29 protein-coding genes are annotated in these 24,374 nt (G+C 62.1%); 18 read left to right on the forward strand and 11 right to left on the reverse strand.

Annotated features, from left to right (window positions below; genetic code table 11):
* Positions 1 to 81 precede the first annotated feature (81 nt).
* On the forward strand, positions 82 to 636 hold the full coding sequence (locus tag BI344_RS12460) for a hypothetical protein (RefSeq protein WP_139166993.1): 555 nt from the start codon (positions 82 to 84) through the stop codon (positions 634 to 636).
* Positions 637 to 1,093: 457 nt separating this feature from the next.
* Here the strand turns inward: BI344_RS12460 and BI344_RS24390 are convergent, their stop codons facing one another.
* The 5 genes from BI344_RS24390 to BI344_RS12480 form a co-directional block, all read right to left on the reverse strand.
* Entirely contained in the window at positions 1,094 to 1,249 is a 156-nt protein-coding gene (locus BI344_RS24390; RefSeq protein WP_158021065.1) for a hypothetical protein, read from the reverse strand.
* A gap of 125 nt (positions 1,250 to 1,374) precedes the next feature.
* A complete protein-coding gene (locus BI344_RS12465) occupies positions 1,375 to 1,926 on the reverse strand; it encodes a cob(I)yrinic acid a,c-diamide adenosyltransferase (RefSeq protein WP_071113286.1) in 552 nt (183 codons plus the stop codon).
* Positions 1,919 to 4,072 (reverse strand): hypothetical protein, encoded by a 2,154-nt coding sequence (locus tag BI344_RS12470; protein ID WP_071113263.1) that lies wholly within the window; start codon positions 4,070 to 4,072, stop codon positions 1,919 to 1,921. The genes BI344_RS12465 and BI344_RS12470 overlap by 8 nt, the downstream gene beginning before the upstream one ends.
* Positions 4,069 to 4,497, reverse strand: coding sequence for a DNA polymerase III subunit chi (locus BI344_RS12475; RefSeq protein WP_071113264.1), 429 nt, complete (start codon positions 4,495 to 4,497; stop codon positions 4,069 to 4,071). Before BI344_RS12475 ends, BI344_RS12470 begins: the two co-directional genes overlap by 4 nt.
* A complete protein-coding gene (locus BI344_RS12480) occupies positions 4,484 to 6,049 on the reverse strand; it encodes a leucyl aminopeptidase (RefSeq protein ID WP_071113265.1) in 1,566 nt (521 codons plus the stop codon). The genes BI344_RS12475 and BI344_RS12480 overlap by 14 nt, the downstream gene beginning before the upstream one ends.
* A 197-nt stretch (positions 6,050 to 6,246) precedes the next feature.
* Here BI344_RS12480 and lptF point away from each other — a divergent pair, with 197 nt between their 5' ends.
* The 7 genes from lptF (at position 6,247) to BI344_RS12510 (ending at position 13,028) form a co-directional block, all read left to right on the forward strand.
* Entirely contained in the window at positions 6,247 to 7,347 is a 1,101-nt protein-coding gene (gene lptF, locus BI344_RS12485) for an LPS export ABC transporter permease LptF (protein WP_071113266.1), read from the forward strand.
* Between the two features lie 12 nt (positions 7,348 to 7,359).
* Positions 7,360 to 8,436, forward strand: a complete 1,077-nt coding sequence (gene lptG, locus BI344_RS12490; RefSeq protein WP_071113267.1) for an LPS export ABC transporter permease LptG — start codon at positions 7,360 to 7,362, stop codon at positions 8,434 to 8,436.
* A 1-nt stretch (position 8,437) separates the two neighbouring features.
* The gene (locus BI344_RS12495; RefSeq protein WP_071113268.1) at positions 8,438 to 11,008 is read left to right on the forward strand and encodes a [protein-PII] uridylyltransferase; all 2,571 of its coding nucleotides are present in this window, start codon (positions 8,438 to 8,440) and stop codon (positions 11,006 to 11,008) included.
* 65 nt (positions 11,009 to 11,073) lie between these two features.
* Positions 11,074 to 11,640 carry a GNAT family N-acetyltransferase gene (locus tag BI344_RS12500; RefSeq protein ID WP_071113269.1) on the forward strand — a complete coding sequence of 189 codons (567 nt, stop codon included), beginning with the start codon at positions 11,074 to 11,076 and terminating at the stop codon, positions 11,638 to 11,640.
* A gap of 16 nt (positions 11,641 to 11,656) precedes the next feature.
* Positions 11,657 to 11,872, forward strand: a complete 216-nt coding sequence (locus BI344_RS24865) for an alpha/beta fold hydrolase (RefSeq protein WP_204378096.1) — start codon at positions 11,657 to 11,659, stop codon at positions 11,870 to 11,872.
* 51 nt (positions 11,873 to 11,923) lie between these two features.
* Positions 11,924 to 12,418, forward strand: a complete 495-nt coding sequence (locus BI344_RS24870; RefSeq protein WP_206600386.1) for an alpha/beta fold hydrolase — start codon at positions 11,924 to 11,926, stop codon at positions 12,416 to 12,418.
* 121 nt (positions 12,419 to 12,539) lie between these two features.
* Positions 12,540 to 13,028 carry a MaoC family dehydratase gene (locus BI344_RS12510; RefSeq protein WP_071113270.1) on the forward strand — a complete coding sequence of 163 codons (489 nt, stop codon included), beginning with the start codon at positions 12,540 to 12,542 and terminating at the stop codon, positions 13,026 to 13,028.
* 148 nt (positions 13,029 to 13,176) lie between these two features.
* Here BI344_RS12510 and BI344_RS12515 read toward each other — a convergent pair whose 3' ends face one another.
* Together BI344_RS12515 and BI344_RS12520 are read right to left on the reverse strand one after the other, a co-directional pair.
* Entirely contained in the window at positions 13,177 to 14,127 is a 951-nt protein-coding gene (locus BI344_RS12515) for a GMP reductase (protein WP_071113271.1), read from the reverse strand.
* Between the two features lie 178 nt (positions 14,128 to 14,305).
* Positions 14,306 to 14,953 (reverse strand): ParA family protein, encoded by a 648-nt coding sequence (locus BI344_RS12520; RefSeq protein WP_071113272.1) that lies wholly within the window; start codon positions 14,951 to 14,953, stop codon positions 14,306 to 14,308.
* Positions 14,954 to 15,100: 147 nt separating this feature from the next.
* Between BI344_RS12520 and BI344_RS12525 the strand changes: the two genes are divergently transcribed.
* Positions 15,101 to 15,760 (forward strand): HAD family hydrolase, encoded by a 660-nt coding sequence (locus tag BI344_RS12525; protein WP_071113273.1) that lies wholly within the window; start codon positions 15,101 to 15,103, stop codon positions 15,758 to 15,760.
* A 4-nt stretch (positions 15,761 to 15,764) separates the two neighbouring features.
* On the opposite strand, the gene BI344_RS12530 is transcribed toward BI344_RS12525, so the two are convergent.
* On the reverse strand, positions 15,765 to 16,697 hold the full coding sequence (locus BI344_RS12530; protein ID WP_071113274.1) for an exopolyphosphatase: 933 nt from the start codon (positions 16,695 to 16,697) through the stop codon (positions 15,765 to 15,767).
* 31 nt (positions 16,698 to 16,728) lie between these two features.
* Positions 16,729 to 17,316, reverse strand: coding sequence for an IMPACT family protein (locus BI344_RS12535; RefSeq protein WP_071113275.1), 588 nt, complete (start codon positions 17,314 to 17,316; stop codon positions 16,729 to 16,731).
* A 123-nt stretch (positions 17,317 to 17,439) separates the two neighbouring features.
* On the opposite strand from BI344_RS12535, the gene BI344_RS25820 reads away from it, so the two are divergent.
* The 9 genes from BI344_RS25820 to BI344_RS12575 all read left to right on the forward strand — a co-directional run bounded on the left by BI344_RS25820 (position 17,440) and on the right by BI344_RS12575 (position 22,784).
* Positions 17,440 to 17,571 (forward strand): hypothetical protein, encoded by a 132-nt coding sequence (locus BI344_RS25820; RefSeq protein ID WP_277620449.1) that lies wholly within the window; start codon positions 17,440 to 17,442, stop codon positions 17,569 to 17,571.
* Positions 17,572 to 17,676: 105 nt separating this feature from the next.
* Positions 17,677 to 18,102, forward strand: coding sequence for an NfeD family protein (locus BI344_RS12540; protein ID WP_071113276.1), 426 nt, complete (start codon positions 17,677 to 17,679; stop codon positions 18,100 to 18,102).
* 7 nt (positions 18,103 to 18,109) lie between these two features.
* Positions 18,110 to 19,051 carry an SPFH domain-containing protein gene (locus BI344_RS12545; RefSeq protein ID WP_071113277.1) on the forward strand — a complete coding sequence of 314 codons (942 nt, stop codon included), beginning with the start codon at positions 18,110 to 18,112 and terminating at the stop codon, positions 19,049 to 19,051.
* 61 nt (positions 19,052 to 19,112) lie between these two features.
* Positions 19,113 to 19,646, forward strand: a complete 534-nt coding sequence (locus tag BI344_RS12550; protein ID WP_071113278.1) for a septation protein A — start codon at positions 19,113 to 19,115, stop codon at positions 19,644 to 19,646.
* Positions 19,646 to 19,948 carry a YciI family protein gene (locus tag BI344_RS12555; protein WP_071113279.1) on the forward strand — a complete coding sequence of 101 codons (303 nt, stop codon included), beginning with the start codon at positions 19,646 to 19,648 and terminating at the stop codon, positions 19,946 to 19,948. The genes BI344_RS12550 and BI344_RS12555 overlap by 1 nt, the downstream gene beginning before the upstream one ends.
* Positions 19,945 to 20,211: a BolA family protein gene (locus BI344_RS12560; RefSeq protein WP_071113280.1), complete on the forward strand. Its 267-nt coding sequence runs from the start codon at positions 19,945 to 19,947 to the stop codon at positions 20,209 to 20,211. Before BI344_RS12555 ends, BI344_RS12560 begins: the two co-directional genes overlap by 4 nt.
* Positions 20,212 to 20,231: 20 nt before the next feature.
* A complete protein-coding gene (locus BI344_RS12565; protein ID WP_071113281.1) occupies positions 20,232 to 21,026 on the forward strand; it encodes a peptidylprolyl isomerase in 795 nt (264 codons plus the stop codon).
* Positions 21,027 to 21,058: 32 nt separating this feature from the next.
* Positions 21,059 to 21,841, forward strand: a complete 783-nt coding sequence (locus BI344_RS12570) for a peptidylprolyl isomerase (protein WP_071113282.1) — start codon at positions 21,059 to 21,061, stop codon at positions 21,839 to 21,841.
* Between the two features lie 214 nt (positions 21,842 to 22,055).
* A complete protein-coding gene (locus BI344_RS12575; protein WP_071113283.1) occupies positions 22,056 to 22,784 on the forward strand; it encodes a peptidylprolyl isomerase in 729 nt (242 codons plus the stop codon).
* 18 nt (positions 22,785 to 22,802) lie between these two features.
* Here the strand turns inward: BI344_RS12575 and BI344_RS12580 are convergent, their stop codons facing one another.
* Together BI344_RS12580 and BI344_RS23945 are read right to left on the reverse strand one after the other, a co-directional pair.
* Positions 22,803 to 24,122 (reverse strand): chitinase, encoded by a 1,320-nt coding sequence (locus tag BI344_RS12580; RefSeq protein ID WP_071113284.1) that lies wholly within the window; start codon positions 24,120 to 24,122, stop codon positions 22,803 to 22,805.
* Positions 24,123 to 24,143: 21 nt separating this feature from the next.
* On the reverse strand, positions 24,144 to 24,374 hold a 231-nt coding region (locus tag BI344_RS23945; RefSeq protein WP_206600387.1), incomplete at its 5' end, for a hypothetical protein.

Genomic DNA, 24,374 nt, shown 5'->3' on the forward strand with positions numbered 1-24,374 from the left:
GACTACCATTGAGCAAGCATCGAATGCTTGGCTAGCTACGCTCGCAATGTGGCGATATGTGGCCTTTTGGGAGAATTGACCATGTACGGATGCACTGGACGGCGTATTCGCGTGCTCATTAATGATGACACTCTAGAACCGAAAAGTGAGGATATTGATGATGTATCAGGCATTTTCCGGTCTGAGGAAGAGCAAATGATGACTGAAAAGGATAATTGGTTTCGGCCATTTGTTCCTTTAGATTTTCAGGCGCTGGCACAAGAGGTGTTTGCGTATCGCCCCAATCATCGCGATGTTGCCTACCTAGCGGATTTGCTCCAGCCGTTGGTCAACGGGTCGCTTGCCGCGAATCGGGTCATTCCGGCAATACCGGAAGCGAGAACCGATGAGCCAGGTTCGCCGACATGGGTTGCGGGGCTACTGGACAAGGTAGGAGCCGATGCTCTGCTGTTCCAGGGCGATCAACTGGACATAGAGCGCCTGAAAAAGGTTTTACCCCAAGTGGACACGCCGCAGAGCCAAGTCATGGTTCCTAGTTTGTTTTATAAGGCCAATACCGGCCATACAGAAGGCAACACCTTCGAGTTATTGATGTCAGTCCCGGGCGGCAAGTTGTCGGGCGGCCTCTTCTGGTGACTTGGTACTGCCACACCGGTCCCAATCAACAGGACTTTATGATCTTCGAAGCTTTGATCGCTGCGATTCCTGCCATGCCAGGGCGTGCTAGGCAAAAGCCTTACAAACTGCATGTAGACAACGGTTATGACTACCACCGTTGCCATGACCATTAGAAAGACTTTGCCACACAAATCAGCAAGCCTGTACAGAGTTTTGTATAAACAGGCATTTGGCAGGAAACTGTCGCTTAGTCTGGAATCCACATGTCTACCAAGAAACATGCCATTCCGGATGAGCTGGTTGCCCTGCTACTGGGCAACTATCAGCAGCCTGCCGCCCCAGCTAAGCGGCGGCGAAGTAGTCCGTGGCTTTTTCCAGGATTTCTAGCTCCACTTTGAGCCTGGCATTCTCGGCTCTCCGGCTGGAGCGCTCCATCCGCTCCGGCATGATGGCTTTACCATTTCCGGCCGCTAATTTACCGGCCTTGCTGGCCTTGCGCCAGTTGCTGAATCTGCTCGGCAATGCCGAGATCTCGATCGACGTGGGCGGGAGACCTGCCTTTGGTCTCAATCAACCGGACCGTCTCTTGCTTGAACTCTGTGATATAGCTTTGCTTCGGGATTTTGTACATGGACACCTCCGCATATCAGTTTATCTGACTACGCTTGGTATCCGAAATTCGCGGTCAACCTCAATCAAAAGGGAGAGGCGATAACTGCCCCTCCCTTTCGAAAATCCCCGCCAAACGCGTACGGCTTACTTCTTGCGCCCTGCCTGCCACAGCACGTCCGGCACTCCGCCCTGACGATTCAGATAGCGCGCCAGCACAAACAGGAAGTCCGACAGGCGATTGAGGTAGCGGCGCAAGGCGTCAGAGATACCCTCCTCCCCCGCCAGCGTCACCACCGCCCGCTCCGCGCGCCGGCAAACCGAGCGCGCCTGATGCGCCAGCGCGGCGCTACGCAAACCGCCAGGCAGAATGAATTCGCGCAACGGTCCTAACTCTTCGTTCATAAAAGCCACCAGGCTTTCCAGCGCCTGGACATGGGAGTCGGAAATGGCCTGGTAGCCGGGTACGGCCAGCTCCGATCCCAGATCGAACAGATCATGCTGAACCTCCAGCAGCCACTGCGCCAACGGTTCTGGAAGCGCTTCCGCCAACAACACGCCCATCACCGAGTTCAACTCGTCCACATCGCCCAAAGCCTGGATGCGGGCGCTATTCTTGGCCACGCGGCTACCATCGCCCAATCCGGTGCTGCCATCGTCTCCGGTGCGGGTGACGATATTCGACAATCTGTCAGCCATGCCCATCCTCATCCTTCCTGGACGAACCAACATCGTCCAAAGCCTGACGCAGGCTTTCCTTCAGCGCGTCGCCAAACAACATTTCGTAGTCTTCCTTCAACTGATGCATCATCCCGGACAACATCTGCTTGGCCTGAACCTCCACCGCCTCCTGCAACCATAGCGACAGCTCCACTTTCATCCGCGGCAGCATCTGCTCGTACAGGGAGTTGAACAACGCCTGCTCGTCGAATGGGGAAGCCGCGCCCTGGATACGGCCTACGCTGCCGGCCGCCGCCATCGAAGCGATCTTCACCACCGAAACCGGGCCGGCATCCATGGAAGCGGCAGATTGCAGCGGCTGCTCTATCGCGGCAAGCGGCTCAAAGGCCCCATGCATGGACGCCGCCTTATTGCCCAACAAGCCTGACAAGGCCGGTAGATCCTCTTCCCCGGCGTGGCCGTCCAAAACACTCGGAACATGCTCAGGCGGCACCGGCGCGGATAATGCCGGCGCCATTGGCTGCTCAAGCGTTTCCTCTGCCTCAGGCGGCACAGCCACGGCTTGCGGAACCGTTTGATCCTCAAGCTCGACAACCGCATTTTCTGTCGTCAGGCTGGCAAAATCCTCCGATTCCGATACAGACTGAAGTTCGGCGGCGTCCGATACCGGCAGCTCCGCATCCATAACCGGGATGCCCGCCAACTCCGGCTCAATGGTCTGAACAGCCTGTTGCGGCTCAATCGCGGGCTCGAGCTCGGACAATGCGGCGGCATCTTCCGCCATTTGGCGGTCAAACTCTGCCAACTCCGGCGCAAGCTCAGGCTCGACAATCTCCAGCACCGGCAGCTCGTCATCCACAACCGGAATGTCCACAGACTCGGGATGGGCGGCCTCAGCGGCCAATTTCGGCTCAATCTCGGATTCGAACCCGACGGCATCTCCCACCATCTGACCGTCAAACTCCGCCGACTCCGGCGCAAGCTCAGGCTCGACAACCTCCAGCACCGGCAGCTCGTCATCCACAACCGGAATATCCACAGCCTCGGGATGGGCGGCCTCAGCGGCCAATTTCGGTTCAATCTCGGCTTCGGACCCGACGGCATCTCCCGCCATTTTGCGGTCAAACTCCGCCAACTCCGGCGCAAGCTCAGGCTCAACAACCTCCAGCACCGGCAGCTCGTCATCCACAAGCGGAACGTCCGCGATCTCCGGCCGGGCCGCTAGTTGCGACTCAATCGCAGGCTCGACCCCGGCAACCTCAGGCACTGGCAACGCATCATCCAAAACCGGAACGCCGGGCTCAAGCGGCAGATCGGCCTCGGCCTTCCATTGCCCCTGCTCCAACGATGGCGCTTCCGGTTTGGGCAGCGTGGACAGCCACCCCAGCCCGCTGTCAGCCTGCTCGGGTTCGCGGCCGACGCCGCCGCCCAGCACACCGCTGGGCAGGCTATCGATGGAGATGGAGGTAAAAACCGGAGGGGGCGGAGCAACTGGAACATTGGTCCGCTCCGGCAAACGCTCATCGGTCGACAGCGCAACCTGATCCAGAGCCATGGGCTCGGCAAGGGCGGATTCCGGCGCCTGCGAGGCCGCCACCACCACGTCTTCCCAGCTCAGATCCGACGATTCCGCCTGGGCGACAGCCGGCAACGCCGGCGCGTCGACAGGCTCGACCACCGGCTGCTTAACCTCCGCCGCGACAGCGCCTGCGACCGCCTCTTCATCAGCAGACGCCTGCGCCATGGCCATCAGCGCCGCCAACCCATCCTGATCGGACTCCGGCTCGGGCTGGACCGGTTCGCGCGGCTGCAGCACAAAATCCAGCCCGCCGGCCGGCTCCGCCAACAGATCGGCATCCGCCAATTCCAGCGAAGGCAAGGCGCTGATGAAGTCGAGCTCCGCAGTCGATGCGGGACCGGCCTCCTGCTCGCCGTCCAGCAGATCGGCCAGCGTCAGTTCCGGTATCTCCAATTCAGCCTCGTCATCCAGCTCGGCGGCCAGCACATCCAGTTCGGAAGAAAAGTCGAACTCGGGAATTTCCACCGCCGCGGCCGGCTCTTCTTCCGCCAGAACAGGCACGGCGGGCTCTTCCACCACATCGGTCAGAATCGGCAGATTCAGACCCGTCCAGTCATCGTCGTTGGCTTTCGGCGACTCAGTCATGATGGCGTTTGACTCATGTCGTGATGTTCGATCGCGCAGCCATGCTCACGGTAGGCACGGAAACGCTCGCGGGCGGTTGCCAGCGAGGCCGGATCCCGTCCCACGATCTCAAGAATGCGCTCAAACCGTTCAATTGCATAGGGCAGCTCCGGCCCCAGATTCAGCAGCACCGGGTGCGCCAGATCGTCCGGCAGGCGGGCGGTCAGCCAGACTGGCGTCACCCCCGCCTCCGCGGCCTCCAGCCGGCAATGCGGCACGAAACGGGTATCGCCGTGGCTCCACAAGCGGTTGCTGAACACTTCGACGCTGCGTTCGCTATCCAGCCAGATCAGCAACTGTTCCCGCTTGCGCTGCACCGTATCCGCCAATCTGCAGGCAAAAGCCTGCGGATCGGCGACGTTGGTGTAAAAATCAATCCTGGTCATCTTCTACCACTTCAGGCGTCTCGCGACGCGGCCGGCCTCGGCGCACCACATTGCCCAGCGCGATATCGGCGCGATCCTGCAGAAACTGCACCAGCAGAGGCACCGGACGCGCGGTGGCGCCCTTGTCCTTGCCACCCTTCCAGGCGGTGCCGGCGATATCCAGGTGCGCCCAGTCGTAGGCCTTGGCGAAGCGCGACAGGAAGCATGCGGCGGTGATGCTGCCGCCCGGCCGACCGCCGATATTGGCCATGTCGGCAAACGGGCTCTTCAACAGTTCCTGGTATTCGTCCCACAGCGGCATATGCCAGGCGCGGTCGGCCACCTCCTCGCCGGCGGCCAAGAGCTCACGCGCCAAGCTGTCCTGGTTGCTGTAGAGGCCGGTGGCGATATGGCCCAGCGCGATCACGCAAGCGCCGGTCAGAGTGGCGACGTCGATCACGGTGGACGGACTGAAGCGCTCGGCGTAAGTCAGCGCGTCGCACAGGATCAGGCGGCCTTCGGCGTCGGTATTCAGCACTTCGATGGTCTGGCCGGACATCGAGGTGACGATGTCGCCCGGCTTCACCGCGTTGCCGTTGGGCATGTTCTCGCAGGCCGGCACGATGGCGATGATATTAAGCGGCAGGTTCATTTCCACCGCGGCGCGGAAGGCGCCCAGCACGGTGGCGGCGCCGCACATGTCGTACTTCATCTCGTCCATGCCCTCGCCCGGCTTCAGCGAGATGCCGCCGGAGTCGAAGGTGATACCCTTGCCCACCAACACGATTGGCTTGTCGTTCTTGTCCTTGGCGCCCTGGTGCTTCAGCACGATCAGGCGGGCCTCTTCCACGCTGCCCTTGGCCACCGACAGGAAGGAATGCATGCCCAGCTCGGCGATTTCCTTCGGCCCCAGCACTTCAGCCGCGGAGCCGAAGGCCTGCGCCACCCGGAGCGCTTCCTCGCCCAGATAGGTCGGCGTGCAGACGTTCGGCGGCAGATTGCCCAAATCCTTGGCCAGCCTCATGCCGTTGCCGATGGCCAGGCCGCGCTGCAGGCCCTTTTCGCCATCCGCGAGGTCGCTGCGGCGCGGCACCGCCAGCGTCAGCTTGCGCGGCTCGCGCACCGGTTCGTCCGACTTGCTCTTGAAGCGGTCAAAGCGGTACAACACATCCAGAGTCACTACGGCGGCCTGTTCTATCATCCACTCGACATCATGTTTCTTGACAGTCAATTCGGACAGGTAGCTGACGGCCTCGCCGGCGGAAGTCTGGGTCAGCGCCTTGATCGAGCTGCGCACCGCCTCGCGGTATTCCTTGGCGCGGAAATCGCGCTCCTTGCCCAATCCCACCAGCATCACGCGGTCGCACAGCGTATGCGGGACCGAATGCAGCACCAGCGTGCTGCCCAGTTTGCCCTCCATATCGCCATGGCGGATCACATCGCTGATGAAGCCGTTGGAGATGCGATCAAGCAGGTCGGCGGCAAAGGTCAGCTTGCGCGATTCGTACACGCCTACGATCACGCAGGCCACGCGCTGCTTCTCCGGGCTGCCGCTTTTTATGTTAAATTCCATAAGTACTCCGCTGTAGAACGAGTGTCAGTTGCTCCACCTTAATGACGGCCGTCTAAGCTCGGGGAAGACGGGCGTTCAAGCCGCCGGTGAACGCAGGATTGTTGTAATGGTCCAAATTTGCCGGAAATGGCGTTTCAGAATTGTCTCATCGAATTATCACAATGCTTTTCATAAAAAGTCAAAAAGGCACTGAATAAATGGTTTTTCAAAAAAGCCTGACACGCGAATTGACTTTCACCGCGCTAGGTGTATTCGTCGTGTTGCTGGCCATCATCGTCTCCACTCAGGCAATCAACCTGCTGGGCCGCGCAGCGGAAGGCCAGATCGCCAACGAGGCGGTCACCGCGCTGATCGGCTTCTGGACGCTGGGCTTTTTCCCGGTGCTGATGATTCTTACCGTCTTCGTCAGCGTACTGGTGGTGCTCACCCGCAGCTGGCGCGATCATGAAATGGTAGTATGGCTGTCTTCCGGCCTGTCGCTGCGCGACTGGATCTGGCCAATCATGCGCTTTACCCTGCCGCTGGCGGTGCTGATCGCCGGCGTCACGCTGTTCGTCGGGCCCTGGGCCGACCAGCGCAGCCAGGATTACGCGGAAATCATCAAACGTCGGGAAGAGATCTCCGCCATCTCGCCTGGCGTGTTCAAGGAATCCGCCTCCTCCACCAAGGTTTACTTCATTGAAAATTATTCCGGCCTGCACAGCGCCGCCACCAATATTTTCATGCAGGACATGACCGACGGCAAAGTCAGCACCGTTTTCGCCAAGCATGGCTATATTTCCACCAAGCCGGACGGCGAACGGGTATTGGTGCTGGAAGACGGCCAGCGCTATGTCGGCGACCCCGGCAAAGCCGATTACCAGGTCAGCGAATTCAAACGCTATACCGCCAGCATAGGCGAAGGCCAGGCGATCACCGGGCCGGCCAGCAACCGCCAGTCCATTCCCAGCCGCCAGTTGCTGGGCAACAGCAATCCGGAATACCAGGCCGAGCTGGCGTGGCGGCTGTCGATGCCGATCAGTTGCATCATCCTGGCGCTGCTGGCGCTGCCGCTGTCCTACTACAACCCGCGCAGCGGCCATACCTACAACCTGCTGTTTGCGCTGTTGGCGTTCTTCATTTATCAAAACGGGCTGACTGTCGCTCGCAACTGGATCACGCAAGGCAAAACCGGCATATGGGCGGTGGCGGTGGTCCATTTGCTGATGCTGTTGCTGGCGGTGTTGCTGCTCAAGCACCGCGACCGGCCACAAGTTCCGTTTGGCCAGTCGCTGGGCCAGATGCTCGGTAAAAACTGACAGACCTTTCCGATGAAACTCATCCACCGCTACATCGTCAGCACGCTGACCCAGTCCACCCTGTTCACCCTGCTGGCCCTGCTGGGCCTGTACGGTTTTTTCGACCTGCTGGGCGAAGTGCCCAATCTGGGCACCGGCACCTACACCGTCAGAGTGATGGCCGGCTACGTGGCGCTGCTGGTGCCGGGCCACGCCTATGAGCTGATGCCGCTGGCGGTATTGATAGGCGGCATGGTGGCGATGACCCAGCTGGCCAGCTCCAGCGAATACACGGTGATCCGCACCTCCGGCGTCACCCTGAAGCAGATTGCCGCCACCCTGCTCAAATTCGGCCTGGGCTTCGCCGTGCTCACCATCCTGATGGGCGAATTCGCCGCGCCCTGGGCGATGCAGGAGGCGGAACGCATGAAGCTGTCGGCCACCCACTCTATGGTGGCTCAGGAATTCCGCTCCGGCATCTGGGTGAAAGACAATCAAAACTTCATCAACGTGCACGAGATGCTGCCGGACAACACCCTGCTAGGCGTGCGCATCTACACCTACGACCAGGACTTCAAGCTGGTGCGCACCCGGCTGGCCGAAAAAGGCACCTTCCTCAAGAACGAGCGCAGCTGGCAGCTGGAAAACGTCAAGGAAACCGAGCTGTCCCGCGACCACACCTCCAGTAGCACCTATCCGCTGCTGAAATGGAAGTCCATCGTCGAACCGGAAATCCTATCGGTGCTGCTGGTGGTGCCGGAGCAGATGTCGGCGCTCAACCTGCTGACCTACATCGAGCACCTGAAGAAAAACAAGCAACAGACGCAGCGTTATGAAATCGCGCTGTGGAGCAAGCTGTTCTACCCGCTGGCCTGCATTTCGATGGCGCTGGTGGCGCTGGCCTTCACCCCGCAGCAGCGCCGCCACGGCCAGCTGGGCATCAAGCTGTTCGCCGGCATCTGCCTGGGCGTCAGCTTCCACTTCATCAACCGACTGTTCGGCCACCTGGGCCTGCTGTACGACTGGAACGCCATCCTGTCGGCCACCCTGCCCACGCTGAGCTTCCTGCTGGCCGGCATCGCCATCATCGCCCGACAGGAAAGGCGCTGACATGACGCTTGCGGCCACGGCCCTTCCGCACTGGCGGCAGACGCTGGCCGACAAGCGCCAGCAACTGGCAGATCGCTATCGCTCCAGCCGCGATCCGCAGGCCTACCTGCGGCATTACAGCCAGGCGGTAGACGAGGTGCTGGCCGAGTTGTGGCGCGAGCAGGGGCTGGATGAAGCCGCCAGCCTGGTGGCGGTGGGCGGCTACGGCCGCGGCCAGCTGTTTCCCGGCTCCGACATCGACATCCTGATCCTGCTGCCCGACCCCACCCCCGGCGAAGTTGCCGACAAAGTCAGCCACTTCATCGGCCTGATGTGGGACATCGGCCTGGAAATCGGCCACAGCGTGCGCACCGCGAACGAATGCCTGAACGAGGCGCGCGGCGACATCACCATCGAAACCAATCTGCTGGAAAACCGCCTGCTGGCCGGCCCGGTCCAACCCTGGCAGTTGCTGATGCAAAAGCTGGAGGCCCAACGCGACCCGCTGGCCTTCTTCGAAGGCAAGACGCTGGAACAGCAGCAGCGCCACACCCGCCACTTCGGCGTCAGCAACAACCTGGAGCCAAACCTCAAGGAAAGCCCGGGCGGGCTGCGCGACCTGCACACCATCCTGTGGATCAGCAAGGCGACCGGCCTGGGCGACAACTGGGACGCGCTAGTGCGGCGCGGCATCCTCACCCTGGCCGAAGCCCGGCTGATCAAGCACAGCGAAGACCAGTTGCAGAAGCTGCGCATCGACCTGCACCTGTTGGCCAAACGCCGCGAAGACCGGCTGATTTTCGACTTGCAGCAGCAGGTGGCCCAGGCCTGGGGCCTACACGACACCCCGGCCAAGCGCGCCAGCGAACAGCTGATGCAACTGTACTTCCGCGCCGCCAAGACGGTGAACCAGCTCAATGGCATCCTGCTGCCCAATCTGCGCGGCCGCATCTACAGCCAAGTGCCGCGCGTCACCCAGCACATCAGCGGCTATTTCCATTCGGTCAACGGGATGCTGGGCATACGCGAGGCCAATGTGTTCGACAAGCATCCGCAGGCGGTGCTGGAAGCCTTCCTCACGCTGCAACGGCACCCGGAGCTGTCCGGTTTCGCGCCGCGCATGCTCAGGGCGCTATGGCACGCCCGCAGCCAGATCAACGAACGCTTCCGCCAGGACGCCCGCAACCGCCAGACCTTCATGCAGATCTTCCGCGAACCGGCGGGCCTCACCCGCACGCTGCGGCGCATGAACCTGTACGGCATCCTGGGACAATACCTGCCCAACTTCGGCCAGATCGTCGGCCAGATGCAGCACGACCTGTTCCACGTCTACACCGTGGACGAACACATCCTGATGGTGGTACGCAACCTGCGACGATTCGCCATCAGCGCCTACAACCACGAATACCCGTTCCTGTCGCGGCTGATAGGCGATTTCGAGCAGCCGGAAGTGCTGTATCTGGCCGGCCTGTTCCACGACATCGCCAAGGGCCGCGGCGGCGACCACTCGCAACTGGGCATGGCCGACGCCGAGGCCTTCTGCCGCCAGCACGGGCTGTCGGAAGAAAACAGCCAGCTGGTGAGCTGGCTGGTGGGCCAGCACCTCACAATGTCCAGCACCGCTCAGAAGCAGGACATCTACGATCCGGAAACGGTGCAGCGCTTCGCCGAACGGGTGCAAACCCCGCGCCGGCTGGCCGCGCTCTACCTGCTGACGGTGGCCGACATCCGCGGCACCAGCCCCAAGATCTGGAACGCCTGGAAAGCCAAGCTGCTGGAAGACCTGTATCACGCCACGCTCAGGGCGCTGTCGCGCGGCGGCGAAACCGACATCAACTCCGAGCTGGAGGCGCGCAAGAGCCAGGCACGCGCCCAGCTGCGCCTGCACGCGATACCCGACGGCGCCGAAGCCGGCTTGTGGGCGCAACTGGACACGGTGTACTTCCTGCGTCATGAGGCCAAGGAGATCGCCTGGCACGCCCGCGTGCTCAACCGCCAGCTGACCCCGGCGCAACCGATGGTGCGGGCGCGGCTGGCCGACGACCACGAAGGCATCCAGGTGCTGATCTATTCGCCGGACAAGCCGGAGCTGTTCGCCCGCGCCTGCGCCTTTTTCGGCCGCACCAACTACAGCATCGCCGATGCCAAGGTCTACACCACCCGCCACGGCTACGCGCTGGACACCTTCCATGTCTTCGTCCCGGAGCACCACGACGGCGACTACCGCGACATGATCAACTTCATCGAGTTCGAACTGGCCGCCAGCCTGGCGGAAGACAAGCCGCTGCAATTGCCGCCGCAGGGCCGCATCAGCCGCCATCTCAAGCACTTCCCCATCACGCCGCAGGTATCGGTGCGGCCGGACGACCGCGACAGCGCCTTCGTGCTGTCCATCGTCGCCGGCGACCGCCCGGGCCTGCTGGCCCGCATCGCCAAGGTGCTGGCCGATTACCGGCTCGACGTGCAGTCGGCCAAGATCATGACCCTGGGCAGCCGCGCCGAGGACTCCTTCCTGATTTCCGGCCCGGCACTGAAGGACGACAAGACCGTGCTGGCGCTGGAAACCGCGCTGATCGCCGCTTTGCGGCTGTAAAAATCCAGTTTGAATATTTCGTGTCAGTCGGTATTATTGCATTGCACAATGCAAGAGACATGACAATGAGCGACATCCTGCTGGACATCCCCGATCAAATCGAAAGCCGACGACTCATCATCCGCAGCCCGCTGCCCGGCGATGGCGCAGTCGTCCATGCCGGCGTGGTAGCCACGCTGGAGCAGTTGCGCGCCTGGCCGGCCTCTTTGCCCTGGGCCATGTTCGAACCTTCGCTTGAAGCCTCGGAAACCTTCTGCCGCCAAAGCCGGATCGACTTCCTGGCGCGCAAGGGGCTGCCCATGCTGCTGTTTCTGAAGGAAGGCGGCCACTTCGCCGGCGCCTGCGGCCTGCACGATCTCGACTGGAAGCACAAGCGGGCGGAAATCGGCTACTGGTGCCACCGCGAATGGCAGGGCCAGGGCCTGATAGGCGAAGCCGTGCAGACCCTCTGCGATTTCTCCCAACACCAGCTAGGGCTGCGGCGCATCGCCTGCCTGGCCGATGAGCAAAACCTGGCCAGCCGCCGCGTCGCCGAGCGCGCCGACTTCCGGCTGGAAGGCATCCTACGCAACGAGCGCATCGCACCGGACGACAGCCTGCGCGACACCGCCCTATACGCACGAACCAACTGAATCCTGAAATTTGACGATGAAATCGCACCCGCTCGCCCAACCCGCCGCCTATCTGCGCTATCACGACATCCCCGGCCAGGGCGCGCCGCTAGTCATGCTGCACGGCATAGGTTGCGCGTCCTCCTTCGACTACCCACGCCTGCTAGCCGAAACCGGGCTGGCAGGCCGCCGCGCTTTGCTTGTCGATCTGCTGGGCCACGGTTTCAGTGACAAGCCGGAAGATTTCAGCTAAACCCCGCGCGCCCAGGCGCAAGCGCTGGCGCAATGGCTGGAGGCGCTGGACTTGCGCGGCTTCGAGCTGTTCGCCCATAGCATGGGCGGCAGCGTCGCTATCGAGCTGGCCACCTTGCTATCGGACCGCATCCGTCATCTAGTATTGGCCGAACCGAATCTGGACAATGGCGGCGGCACTTACAGCCGCGCGCTGGCCGCCTGGAGCGAGGCCGACTATATCGCCCGCGGCCATCGGGAAACGATTCAAGCTTTTGGCGTGGACAGCCCCAACTGGGCCGGCAGCATGGCGGTCGCATCGCCATTGGCTGTGCATAGAGCGGCCAAAAGCTTGATCCAGGGCAGCTCGATTAGCTGGCGCGAACAATTGCTGGCGCTGACCATGCCGCGCTGCATTATCTTCGGCGAAAACTCGCTCCCCGACCCGGACACCGAATGGCTGCCGCGACATGGCATCGCCACTCGCATCGTCGCCAATGCCGGCCACTCGCTGCCCTGGGACAATCCCGCCGGACTGGCGGCGGCCATCGCCGGCGCCCTGGCCTGAGGCGCATAGGGATGCGCATAGCAAACCGCTCCGGCCACCGGCACGGACCATCCCGTTTTGACCAAGCCGGGCGCTGGCGCTATGCTGCAACTCTTGGCATTACGTTAACGTAAGTTCAGACATGATCTACTTTGAAGACTTGCAGTCCGGCCAACGCTTTTTCAGCCCGACCCACACCCTGGAGAAGGAAGAGATCATCGCCTTCGCCCGTCAATTCGACCCGCAACCGTTCCATACCGACTCGGAAGCGGCGAAAGACACCTTCTTCAACGGATTGGCCGCCAGCGGCTGGCATACCAGCAGCCTGAGCATGCGGCTGGTGGGAGGGTCGGAGCTTGGCCAGGCCGCCAACGGCCTGATAGGCATGCAGATAGACAAGATGCGCTGGCCTCAGCCTTCGCGCCCCGGCGACACCCTGCAAGTGGAAGTGGAAATCCTGGAGAAGCGCCGCTCCGCCAGCCAACCCGGCTTCGGCGTGGTGAAAGCGCGCTGGCTCACCCGCAATCAACGCGGCGAAACTGCGATGCAACTGGAGTGCGCGCTGTGGCTGCAGTGCCGCGACAATCAGGATCTGCCCGAGGTGGAAGCACCGCCGGCCGATACCCAGTAAACAGGCGTTCGGCGCGGCCTAAGTCCCTCCAAATCCAGCGGCTTGGCGGCGGCCTAATCTTGCCGACGGTCACTCGCCGCCATCCGGATAACTTCCGCCCCGGCGATAGCGGACGGCAAGCCCGACAACCGCCGCGGCCCGCGCGGGCTTAGCGGTTGACCTGGATCATCTCCACGTCACGCAGCGCGGCCAGAGTGCGGCCGCCGGCGTAGCTGATCGACGACTGCAGGTCCTCCTGCAGCTCGCGCAGCAGCTTGGGAATGCTGCCCTTGTACTCCACCAGGATCTTCTTGCCTTCCACGTTGACGTAGGCGCCCTTGTTGAACTGCGAGGCGCTGCCGAAGTATTCCTTGTAGTGCTTGCCGTTGATCTCCACGATCTCTCCGGCCGACTCGTCATAACCGGCGAACAGCGAGCCGGCCATGATCATGGCGGCGCCGCACACCATGGCCTTGGCCATGTCGCCGTGCTCGACGATGCCGCCGTCGGCGATCACCGGAATCTTCACCGCGCCGACACAGTCTTTCACGGTGGAGATCATCGGACGGTGGAAGCCGGTTTTGTTCTTGGTGATGCAGACGCGGCCGCCGGCTATGCCGGCCTTGATCGCGTCGCAGCCCCAGCTTTCCAGGTCGCGCGCGGCATCCGCGGTGGCGACGTTGCCTCCGATCAGGAAAGTTTCCGGGAAGTGGCGCTTGATGTGCTTGATCATGCGCTCCGCCTTCACGCACCAGGCGTTGGCGACATCCAGCGTCATGTATTCGGGCGATAGGCCTGCGGCCTTGAGGGCGTCCAGTTGCTGATAGGTGTCGTCGTTGACGCCCACGCTGATGGAGGCGAACAGGCCCTTGCCCTGCATGTCGGCGGTGAAGGCCACCGCGTCGACGTTGAAGCGGTGCATGGTATAGAACCAGCCCTGGCGGGCGAAGAACTCGCAGGTTTCGGCCGACACCACCGACTTCATATTTGACGGATAGATAGGCATGGCGAAACGGCGCGGGCCGAATTGCACGCCGGTGTCGCATTCCTTGCGGCTGTCGACAACGGTTTTCTTCGGCACCAGGTATACGTCGCCGTAGTTGAGTTCGGTCTTGATCATGCGTGTGCTCCCAAAACAGGTATGGATGAAAAAACAGGGGCCCCAAACAAAGACGGGAGCCCTATAGGCTCCCATTTGCACTTTCCCCTGCGACGCCTGTCTCGGCTCGCACGCAGTTACGAAGTGAAATTACGCCGCTTGATCCTTGGCGTCAAGTGTTTCGAAGTAAAAATATTTGCTATTTATCGCACCAGGCCTGCGGATCCTCGCCCAGCCAGCGCAGGATCGGCAACCAGGCTTCGCGCTCACGCGCGGTGCGCGAGGCCGGCAAATCAAACAGCGACATCCCGGCCGACGCGGCCTGCACGTAAAGCTGGGTGTCGCGCAGCCAGCTCAGCACCGGCACGTCGTGGCGCGCCAGAAAATGCTCCAGCTCGCGCGCCGAACGGGTACGCGGGTCCACCCGCATCCCCACCACCGCCATAAAGGCCTTCTGCTTGCGGATGGCCTTCTCCTCAAGCATCTGTTCGAAAAAGGCCTCGCTGGCCCACATGTCGAACGGCGAAGGCTGGATGGGAACAATCACATGCCCTACCTGCGACAACAGCGAAGTCAGCTTCTTGCCGTGCAGACTGGCCGGGCTGTCCAGCACCACCACCTCGGTGCCCTTGGGCGGACGCTTGGGCTCGTTAGGCGCCACTTCCCAGCCGGCGATGCCCGGCAGGCCGGCGGCGCGCTGCGCCAGCCAGTGCAGGGAGGTCTGCTGGCGATCGACGTCTCCCAACATCACCTTCTTGCCGCGGGAGGCGAAATAGGCGGCCAGATTGGTTGCCAGCGTGGATTTGCCGCTGCCCCCCTTGGGATTGGCTATCAGTACCGACTGCACATCTTCCTCCGCTGTCTGCTGAACCTTGCCACTATACCAGAGCGATGACCGCCGCCGCTGCCAAATGACAGCCGGCCCGCCTCGACAAGCCGGCCGGCTTGGCCGCACAATCGACGCAAAAGGATCAATCCGAGCAAGGGAAACACGATGCCACGCAGTTTCGACGCGCTGCTGTTCGACATGGACGGCCTGATGCTGGATACCGAGCGCATTTCCAACGAGACCTGGCGCCGCGCCGGCGCCGAACTGGGAATCGCGATCGAGGACGACATGCTGATGGCGATGGTGGGGATGTCGATGCCGCGCTGCGTGCGCTTTGTCGCCGAATACCTGGGCGATGCGCGGCAGGCCGATCTATTGCAGCAGGGATCGCACCGCCATTACTCGCATATGCTGCAGCACGAGGATATCCCGCTGAAAACCGGCATTCTGGAATTGCTGGGCTGGGTGCGCGAACAGGGCATTCCGCGCGCGGTGGCCACCTCGACCCGGCGCCAGATCGCCGATCTGAAGCTGGCGCGCAGCGGACTGGACGATTTTTTCCAGATCACCGTCGCCGGCGACGAGGTGGAACACACTAAGCCGGCGCCGGACGTCTATCTGGAAGTGTCAGCCCGGCTGAGGGTGGATCCTGGGCGCTGCCTGGTGCTGGAAGACTCCAGCTTCGGCCTGCAGGCCGGGGTCGCCGCCGGCGCCAGGGTGATCTTGGTGCCGGACCTGCTCACGCCCAGCGCCGAGGACCGCGCCAGCGCGCTGGCGGTATGCCGCGACCTGCATCAGGCGCTGCAGCTGATCCGCAGCCTGTAGCCGGTCAGCCCAGGCCGCGGATGCGGGCGAGCAGCTCGTCCAGCACGTCCTCGGCCCGGTCCGACGGCACCTGGCAGGTGCCGGCCGCGTCATGCCCGCCGCCGCCGTACTGCAGCATCAGCGCGCCGATATTGGTGCGCGCGCTGCGATCGAGGATGGACTTGCCGACGGCGAACACCGTGTTCTGCTTGTTCAAGCCCCACATCACGTGGATGGAAATATTGCAGTCAGGAAACAGCGCGTAGATCATGAAGCGGTTGGTGGGGTGGATGATCTCCTCGTGCAGCAGGTTCAGCACCACCACATTGCCGTGCATTCTTGAGCAGCGCAATATCTGCTCCTTGGCCTGCGCCTCGTGCTCGCGATACAGCGCCACCCGCTCCATCACGTCCGGCAGCGCCAGAATCTGTTCGATGCTGTGATTGCGGCAGTAGCCGATCAGATCCATCATCAGCTGGAAATTGCCCACCCGGAATTCGCGGAAGCGGCCCAGGCCGGTGCGGGCGTCCATCAGATAGTTGAGCAGCACCCAGCCCTTGGGATTGAGGATTTCCTCTGCGCTGAATTGGGCGGAGTCGGCCTTGTCCACCGCGGCCATCATCTCGTCGCTGATGCCGGGAAAAGCCTTCTTGCCGCCATAGTGGTTGTAAACCACCCGCGCCGCCGACGGCGCCTTGGGATCGATCACGTAGTTGTCGAGATCGGTGGCGTTGCGCAGTGTCTCGGACAGGTGGTGGTCGAACACCAGATGAGCCTTGGCGACATACGGCAGATTGGTGGTGATGTCGTCGGCGCTGATGTCCACCTTGCCGTCCTGCATATCCTTGGGGTGGGCGAACTTCACCTCGTTGATCAGCTTGAGCTCGTTGAGCAGCACCGCGCAGACCAGGCCATCGAAATCGCTGCGCGTCACCAGACGATATTGCTTCTGCGTCATTCCCATTCTCCCGTTTCTCCCGCATTGCCCTTCAGCCATCCGGCAGCAGCCTGACCGCACCGGACATCCTGTCTGTCAGCTGCGCCATCCCCGCGTCGCGGGCAGCCTCGGGCAGCTCGATGGTCAGCACCGCCTGCTCCGCATACTCCAGCGCCACCACCGGGAAACCCAAGTCCTGGCATAGATGGCGGAGCCTGGATTCGGCGGCGAAATCCACCGCCAGCCGCATGCGGCGCATCCGCACCACCGGAATCAGGCGGGCTTCGGCCAGCGCGGCGTTGACAGCTTGAGTGTAGGCCCTGACCAGCCCGCCCGCACCCAGCTTGATGCCGCCGAAATAGCGCACCACCACGGCAAGCACATTGGTGATTTCCTTGTGCTGCAATACGTTATACATCGGTTTGGCGGCGGTGCCGGATGGTTCGCCGTCGTCGTCCAGCATGGAGTCGCCCTCGCACAGCAAGACCGCGCAATAGTGGCGCGCATCCGGCCAGCGGCGGCGGATGTCCGCCAGCGCGCTTTCCGCCTCGGCGCGGCTTGCCGCCGGCAGCAGCACGCCGATGAAGCGGCTCTTGCGGATTTCGATTTCGGCGCTGGCGCGGGCCTGCAACTGGAACATTCGCGTCACTCCATGGTCTCAAACGGGCGGGCATTGTAAACCTGCTGCGGGCAATCGGGAAAAGCCGGCCGCCCATCCACGGTCTAGACTGGAAACAGGAACAGGCTTGCAAGGAGCGGCGTCATGAAAACCCTGCTGCTGTTGTGCGCGATAGTAGCCGTGGCCGGGCTGTGGCTGTACGTCAAGAAAATGTGGCTGGAAAGCGAAGACCGCACCCACCTGTCGCATCACCTGCCCGACCGCGACCATGTCTGAGGTTTGGCCATCCCCGTGCGGCCAGACCGAGAGGGGCGGCATGTCCGTTGTCATTTTCCCGGAATGACCGGACAATGCCTGTCATGGCCAACCAATGGGGATTCCATGTCGCAAGCCATTACTTTCTGGTTCGGTTGCGCGCTGGTCGCGCTGATACTCGAGTTCATGTCCGGCACCTTCTATCTGTTGATGGTCGCGCTGGCAATGAGTTGCGGCGGCATCGCCGCCTGGCTCGGCATGCCTGAGACCGCCCAATGGCTGATAGCCAGCGTGTGCGGGGGCGCCGGCGTGCTGCTGATCCGGCAGCGCAAGCGGCGCAAGATCGTTCCACCGCCCCCCGGCGACGACCCCGACTGGGGCCAGCAAGTGCAGATCCGCACCCTCACCTCGCCCGGCCACGCCCGCATCTTCTACCGCGGCGCCGAATGGGACGCGCAACTGCAGGACGAAAACCTGAACGCCGGCGATGCCGGCTACATCTGCGGCCGCGACGGCAACTTGCTGAAAATCTCCTCAAAACAACCGGAATAAAACTACCATGGAAATCGCCCTGATATTGTTTCTGGCCGTTGTCGTCTTCATTTTCAAATCGCTGGCGGTGGTGCCGCAGCAAAATGCCTTCATCGTCGAGCGACTGGGCCGCTACCACGCCACGCTGTCGCCGGGCCTCAACATCATTCTGCCCTTCATCGACCGCGTGGCCTACAAGCACAGCCTGAAGGAAATCCCGCTGGATGTGCCCAGCCAGATATGCATCACCCGCGACAATACCCAGCTGAAAGTGGACGGCATCCTGTATTTCCAGGTGACCGACGCCAAGCTGGCGTCCTACGGCACCAGCAACTTCATCGTCGCCATCACCCAGCTGTCGCAGACCACGCTGCGTTCGGTGATAGGCAAGCTGGAACTGGACAAGACCTTCGAAGAGCGCGACGACATCAACCGCACGGTAGTCGCATCGCTTGACGAAGCGGCGATCAACTGGGGCGTGAAAGTGCTGCGTTACGAGATCAAGGACCTGGTGCCGCCGCAGGACATCCTGCACGCGATGCAGGCGCAGATCACCGCCGAACGGGAAAAGCGCGCGCGCATCGCCCAGTCGGAAGGCGTGAAGATGGAGCAGATCAACCTGGCCACCGGCGCGCGCGAAGCGGCCATCCAGAAGTCGCAGGGCGAGATGCAGGCCACCATCAACAACTCCGAAGGCGACAAGCAGGCCGCCATCAACAAGGCCAAAGGCGAGGCCGAAGCGCTGCGACTAGTGGCCGATGCAACAGCCGACGCGCTCAACCGCATCGGCGGCGCGATCCGAAATGACGGCGGACTGGAGGCGGTCAACCTCAAAGTGGCCGAGCAATACATCGCCGCATTCGGCAAATTGGCCAAGGAAAACAATACCATCATCATGCCGAGCAACGTCGCCGACGTCGGCGGACTGGTCGCCAGCGCCTTAAGCGTAGTCAAACAAACTAACCGTTAATCTTGCCTCCAGGCCCCGGCGCAGCTTGAATCTGCGCCGGGCTGCCCCCATAATCACCCGCATGAAATTTTTTACCGATCTCCTTCCCGTCCTGCTGTTCTTCGGCGCTTATTGGCTGACGCGCGACATGTACGTCGCCACCGGAGTCGCCATCGTCGCCACCATCGTCATGGTGGCCTGGGCCTGGATCAAGCACCGCAAGGTTGACGCCATGCAATGGGTCAGCTTGGGCCTGATCGTGGTGCTGGGCGGCGCCACCCTGCTGCTGCACGACAAGCACTTCATCATGTGGAAGCCCACCGTGCTGTACTGGGTGATGGGCGGCGGCCTGCTGGTCAGCGACCTGGCCGGCAAGAACGGCCTGCGCATGATGATGGGCCAGCAGATCAGCATGCCCGACCCGGTATGGCGCAAGCTCACCTGGGCTTGGTGCGGCTTCTTCGCCCTGATGGGCGGCCTGAACTTGTTTGTCGCTTACCACTTCAGCGAAGACGTCTGGGTGAACTTCAAGCTGTTCGGCGGCATGGGGCTGATGCTGCTGTTCGTCATCGCCCAAAGCCTGTTCCTGGCCAAGTACATCGAGGAAAAAAAATAATGCTGTACATGATCATCGCTCAGGACAATCCGAACAGTCTGGCCCTGCGCCTGTCCGGCCGCGCCGAACACCGCGCCCGGCTGCAGTTGCTGCAGGATCAGGGACGGATGAAGTTGTCGGGTCCCCTGCCCGCCATCGACAGCCAGGATCCAGGACCGGCGGGCTATACCGGCAGTCTGGTCGTCGCCGACTTCTCCTCGCTGGAGGAAGCCAAGGCCTGGGCCGCCGCCGATCCGTATCAGGCGAACGGCGTCTATGCCGCCGTGGAGGTCAAGCCTTTCGTCCAGGTATTCCCCTCATGAGCACGACGGTACAACTGCTGGAAGCCGCGCTGCAGCGACTGGCCCCGGAACACCTAGACATTCAGGACGACAGCGCCCTGCACGCCGGCCATGCCGGCGCCAGAGACGGTGGCGGTCACTACACGCTGACGATCGTCAGCGCGAGCTTTGCCAATCTCAGCCGGGTGCAGCGCCACCGGCTGGTTTACCAAACTCTGGGCGAACTGATGACCGGCCGCGTGCATGCGCTGGCCATCCGCGCCCTGACTCCAGAAGAACTCTGAATTTCTACAAAGGGCTAAGCATGAAGCATTCCCGTATCGCGGCACTGCTGTTGGCTGCAACCATCAGCCTGCCGGCGGCAGCCGAATCCATCGCCGTGGTCAATGGCACCGCCATCGACAAGACCGAACTGGACGCCGCCGTAGCCAATGTGGTGCAAAGCAATGGCGGCAAGGTGCAGGACTCCCCCGAACTGCGCGAACAGCTGAAGAGCTCGCTGATCAACCGCGAAGTCATCCTGCAGGAAGCCGCCCGCCGCGGCCTGGACAAGCAGCCCGCCTTCACCCAGCGCCTGAACGAAGTGCGCGCGGAACTGCTGCGCGACGCGCTGTTCGGCGACATCGTCCAGAAGGCGAACATCAGCGACGCCCAGATCAAGGAACGCTACAACCAGCTGGTGGCCAAACAGGCAGAAGCCAAGGAGGTGGAGGTTCACGCCTACCAGATCACGCTGGCCAGCGAAGCCGATGCCCAGAAAGTGATCGCCGCGTTGAAGAAAGGCGCCAAGTTCGACGACCTGGCCAAATCCAAGTCCATCGACCCCAACGCCAAGCAAAGCGGCGGCGACATGAACTGGGGTAATCTGTCGCGCATGGACCCAAAGCTGGCCGAAGCGCTGAAGCAGATCGGCAAGAACCAGATCAGCAGCAAGCCGTACCAGTCGCAACTGGGCTGGCATGTGTTCAAGGTTACCGACATCCGCAGCGCCCAACTGCCGCCGCTGGAGCAGATCCAGCCGCAGATCGGCCGCCAGCTGCAGGAAGAGACGATCGCCAAGACGGTTGAAGACTTGCGCGCCAAGAGCAAGATTCAGTAATCCACCTACCCCCGACCCAGGAATAAAAGAAAATGCGTAAACTCCTGCTGACAACCGCCCTCGTCGCCGCCTTCGCCGGCAGCGCCATCGCCGTGGCCGGTCCCACCATCAATGGCCAGCAAATCACCGATGCCCGCATCGACGCCGTCGCCAAGATGATGGAAGCCCAAGGCCAGAACGTGACTCCGCAGGCCCGCGACCAGATCAAAGACCAGCTGGTCACCGCCGAGGTGCTGCGCCAGGAGGCCCTGAAAAAGGGCCTGGACAAGACCCCGGACTTCTCCGCCGAACTGGCCAATATGCAGGCGATGGCGCTGGCCAACCGTCTGATCAAGGACTTCGAGAAGGCCAATCCGATCAGCGACACCGAGCTGAAGGCCGAATACGACAAGTTGGTCGCCTCGGTTCCGGAAACCAAGCAATACCACGCCCGCCACATCCTGGTGAAGACCGAAGCCGAAGCCAAGTCCGTGATCGAAGCGCTGAAGAAGGGCAAGGCCTTCGACAAGCTGGCCAAGGAAAAATCGCAGGATCCGGGCAGCAAGGCCAATGGCGGCGATCTGGGCTGGCAGGAAGCCGGCACTTTCGTAGCGCCGTTCTCCGAAGCAATGAGCAAGCTGGCCAAGGGTGAAGTCACCGCCAAACCGGTGAAGACCGAATACGGCTGGCACGTGATCAAGCTGGACGACATGCGCACCCAGCGCAACGTCCCGGCGCTGGACGAAATCCGGCCGCAGCTGACCCAGCGCGTGATGGGCGCCCGCGTCGAGAAATACGTCGCAGATCTGAAGGCCAAGGCCCAGATCCAGCAGTAATCGCACCCGGCAAAAACAAGGGGACGCCTCGCCGTCCCCTTTTCCCTGCCCAGGCTTGACAGCCCAGCCCTCTGCGCTTACCTTCGCCGGCATTGCACCGGCGCCGCTGCCGCTCCTTGGCAGCCTGCATCCTCCCTTATCGTCGGCATGCCGTTCCGGGGCATACCGCTACCCGAATGGCCCGCAGACGGCCTTTCCCACACAGGAAACATTCATGACCATTACCGTCAACGGCGTTGAAATCAACGAAGAAATGATCGCTTCGCAACTGGAGCATTACAGCGATACCCCCAGCCCACGCGACACCGCCATTCAGCAACTGATCCTGCACACCTTGCTGGTACAACAGGCCAAAGCCGAAGGCATCGCCATTGACGACGAACAGCAAGCCATCCAGGCCTTGCTGGATCAGAAACTGCAAGTCCCGGCCGTTGACGAAGCCAGCTGCCGCGAATTCTACGAGCAATACCCGGATCGCTTCGTCAGCGGCGACAGCGCCGTGGCCAGCCACATCCTGCTGCCCAAGGGCGAAGGCCTGGAAGCTGGCCTGATCAAGGCCAAGGCCGAAGGCATCCTGGCCGAAGTGCAGGCCGCCCCGTCCCGCTTCGCCGACCTGGCCCGCGAACACTCCACCTGCCCGTCCGGCCAGCAAGGCGGCAGCCTGGGCCAATTCGGCCGCGGCCAGATGGTGCCGGAATTCGAACAGGCGGTGTTCAGCACCGCAGCCGGCGAAATCACGCCCGACCTGGTGGAAACCAGTTTCGGCTACCACATCATCCAGGTCAACGAGCGCGCCGAAGGCAGCAAGATCGGCTTTGACGAGATCAAGGACCGCCTGCAGCAGTACCTGACCGATCTGGCCTCCAACCAAGCCATGCACGAATACCTGAACAGCCTGGTCGGCGCCGCCGACATCAGCGGCTATTCGATGAGCGCTCAATAAGCGCCTACCGCTTCAGCCTCACCAGGCCGTCCGCACGGTGCGGACGGCTTTTTTCATTTTCGCCTGCGTCGCCGGCAGTTGATGCAGGCTGCCGGCCACAGGCTTGGAGAAGACATAGCCGTCGTGGCTGTCCCAGTTGATCGACCAGCTCATCACGCCGCGGAAGCTGGGATAAGCCTGAGCCGGCAGAATGGCGCCGCAGCTTTGCAGGCTGGTCAGGCAGGTGAGCGATCTGGCCACGGTGTCGGCGGTGACAAAGCCGGAGTTGGCGGAGCTGCGGCCGGACGGCACGCCGAAGGCCACCTGGTCCGGCCGCAGGCCCTTGAAGCTGCCGGACGCGCCGTTGCCCAGCGGAAAGCCCTCGATCAGCATCTTGCTGCCCGCCACCAGCATGTCTTCCGATCCTTCGGCCAGCGCGCCGTTGGAATACGGCGTGTACAGGCCGCCGTTGTTGTAGTACTGGACATGGATCACGCTCAAATCGTCGCGCAAGCCGTCGATGATGGGCAGATAGGCGCCCCAGTTGCCGCCGTAAGCGACGAACCCGCCCTGCACATACGGATGCTCCGGCGCCATGGACAGGTAGAAGTTGGATCCCACCTTCGCTTTTAGCTGCTTGACGCCGGCAATCAGGTTATTGATCACCGGCGCGCCCACCACGATGCCGCTGCCGCTCTCCAAATCCAGATCGATGCCGTCGAAGCCGTACTGGGCGATGATGGCCGCCAGGCTGTTGACGAAGTTCTGCACCTGGGAAGCATTGTTCAACGTCACCGAACCGTTCTGCCCGCCCAGCGACAGCACCACCTTCTTGCCCTTGGCCTGCTTGGCGCGGATGTCCTGAATGAATTGGGCGGCGCTGCCCGCGCTGGGGTCCAGCGTGAAGCTGACATTGCCGTTGCCGGCGTCGTCGGCGAAGGCCACCACGATCACATCCCAATCGTCGCTCACCTGCGCCAGCGGATAGGTGTTGCCGCTGGGATTGGCGAAGTTGTGCCAATAGCCTATCAGCGCATGCTTGGCGAAAGGCACGGTATTGCCGGGGGGCGCCGGCGGCACCGGAGGAGTGGGAGGAGTTGGCGGCGTAGGATCGCCGCCGGAGCAGCTGCCGCCCGCCGCCCACAATGTCGGCGTGCTGGCCGGGTTCCAGTTGGCGCCGACATAGGCGGTGTGCGCCACCAGCGCGGTGTAATTGGCGTTGCCGTAGCTGACCACGTCGCCCACCTTGTAGCTGGTGCCTTCCGCCCAATTGGGGCACGCCGCCATCGCCAAGTTGCCGTAGGCCAGCGCGATAGCCAGCGCTACGCCACTCAAGGTCCTGCTTACGCCATTATGCATTTGCCGTCTCCCTGTGCTCAGTCAACCACAATTGGTATTTAACTGGTATTTCAGACTATGCAATACAAACAAACTTGCAAGAGATAGATTCAAAATAAATATTCTATTCAGCAAATTAACAATTAAATAAACTCGTTTGACATCATTAAAGATACGGATACAATCTGCGATGGCCGCATCAAAACCCATCGCAAATCCGCCTCCGCCGCCAATTGACTCCAGACGCCTTTTCATGAGCCGTTGCGCATGCAC

The sequence above is a fragment of the Chromobacterium sphagni genome (assembly GCF_001855555.1).
GTDB classification, from domain to species: domain Bacteria; phylum Pseudomonadota; class Gammaproteobacteria; order Burkholderiales; family Chromobacteriaceae; genus Chromobacterium; species Chromobacterium sphagni.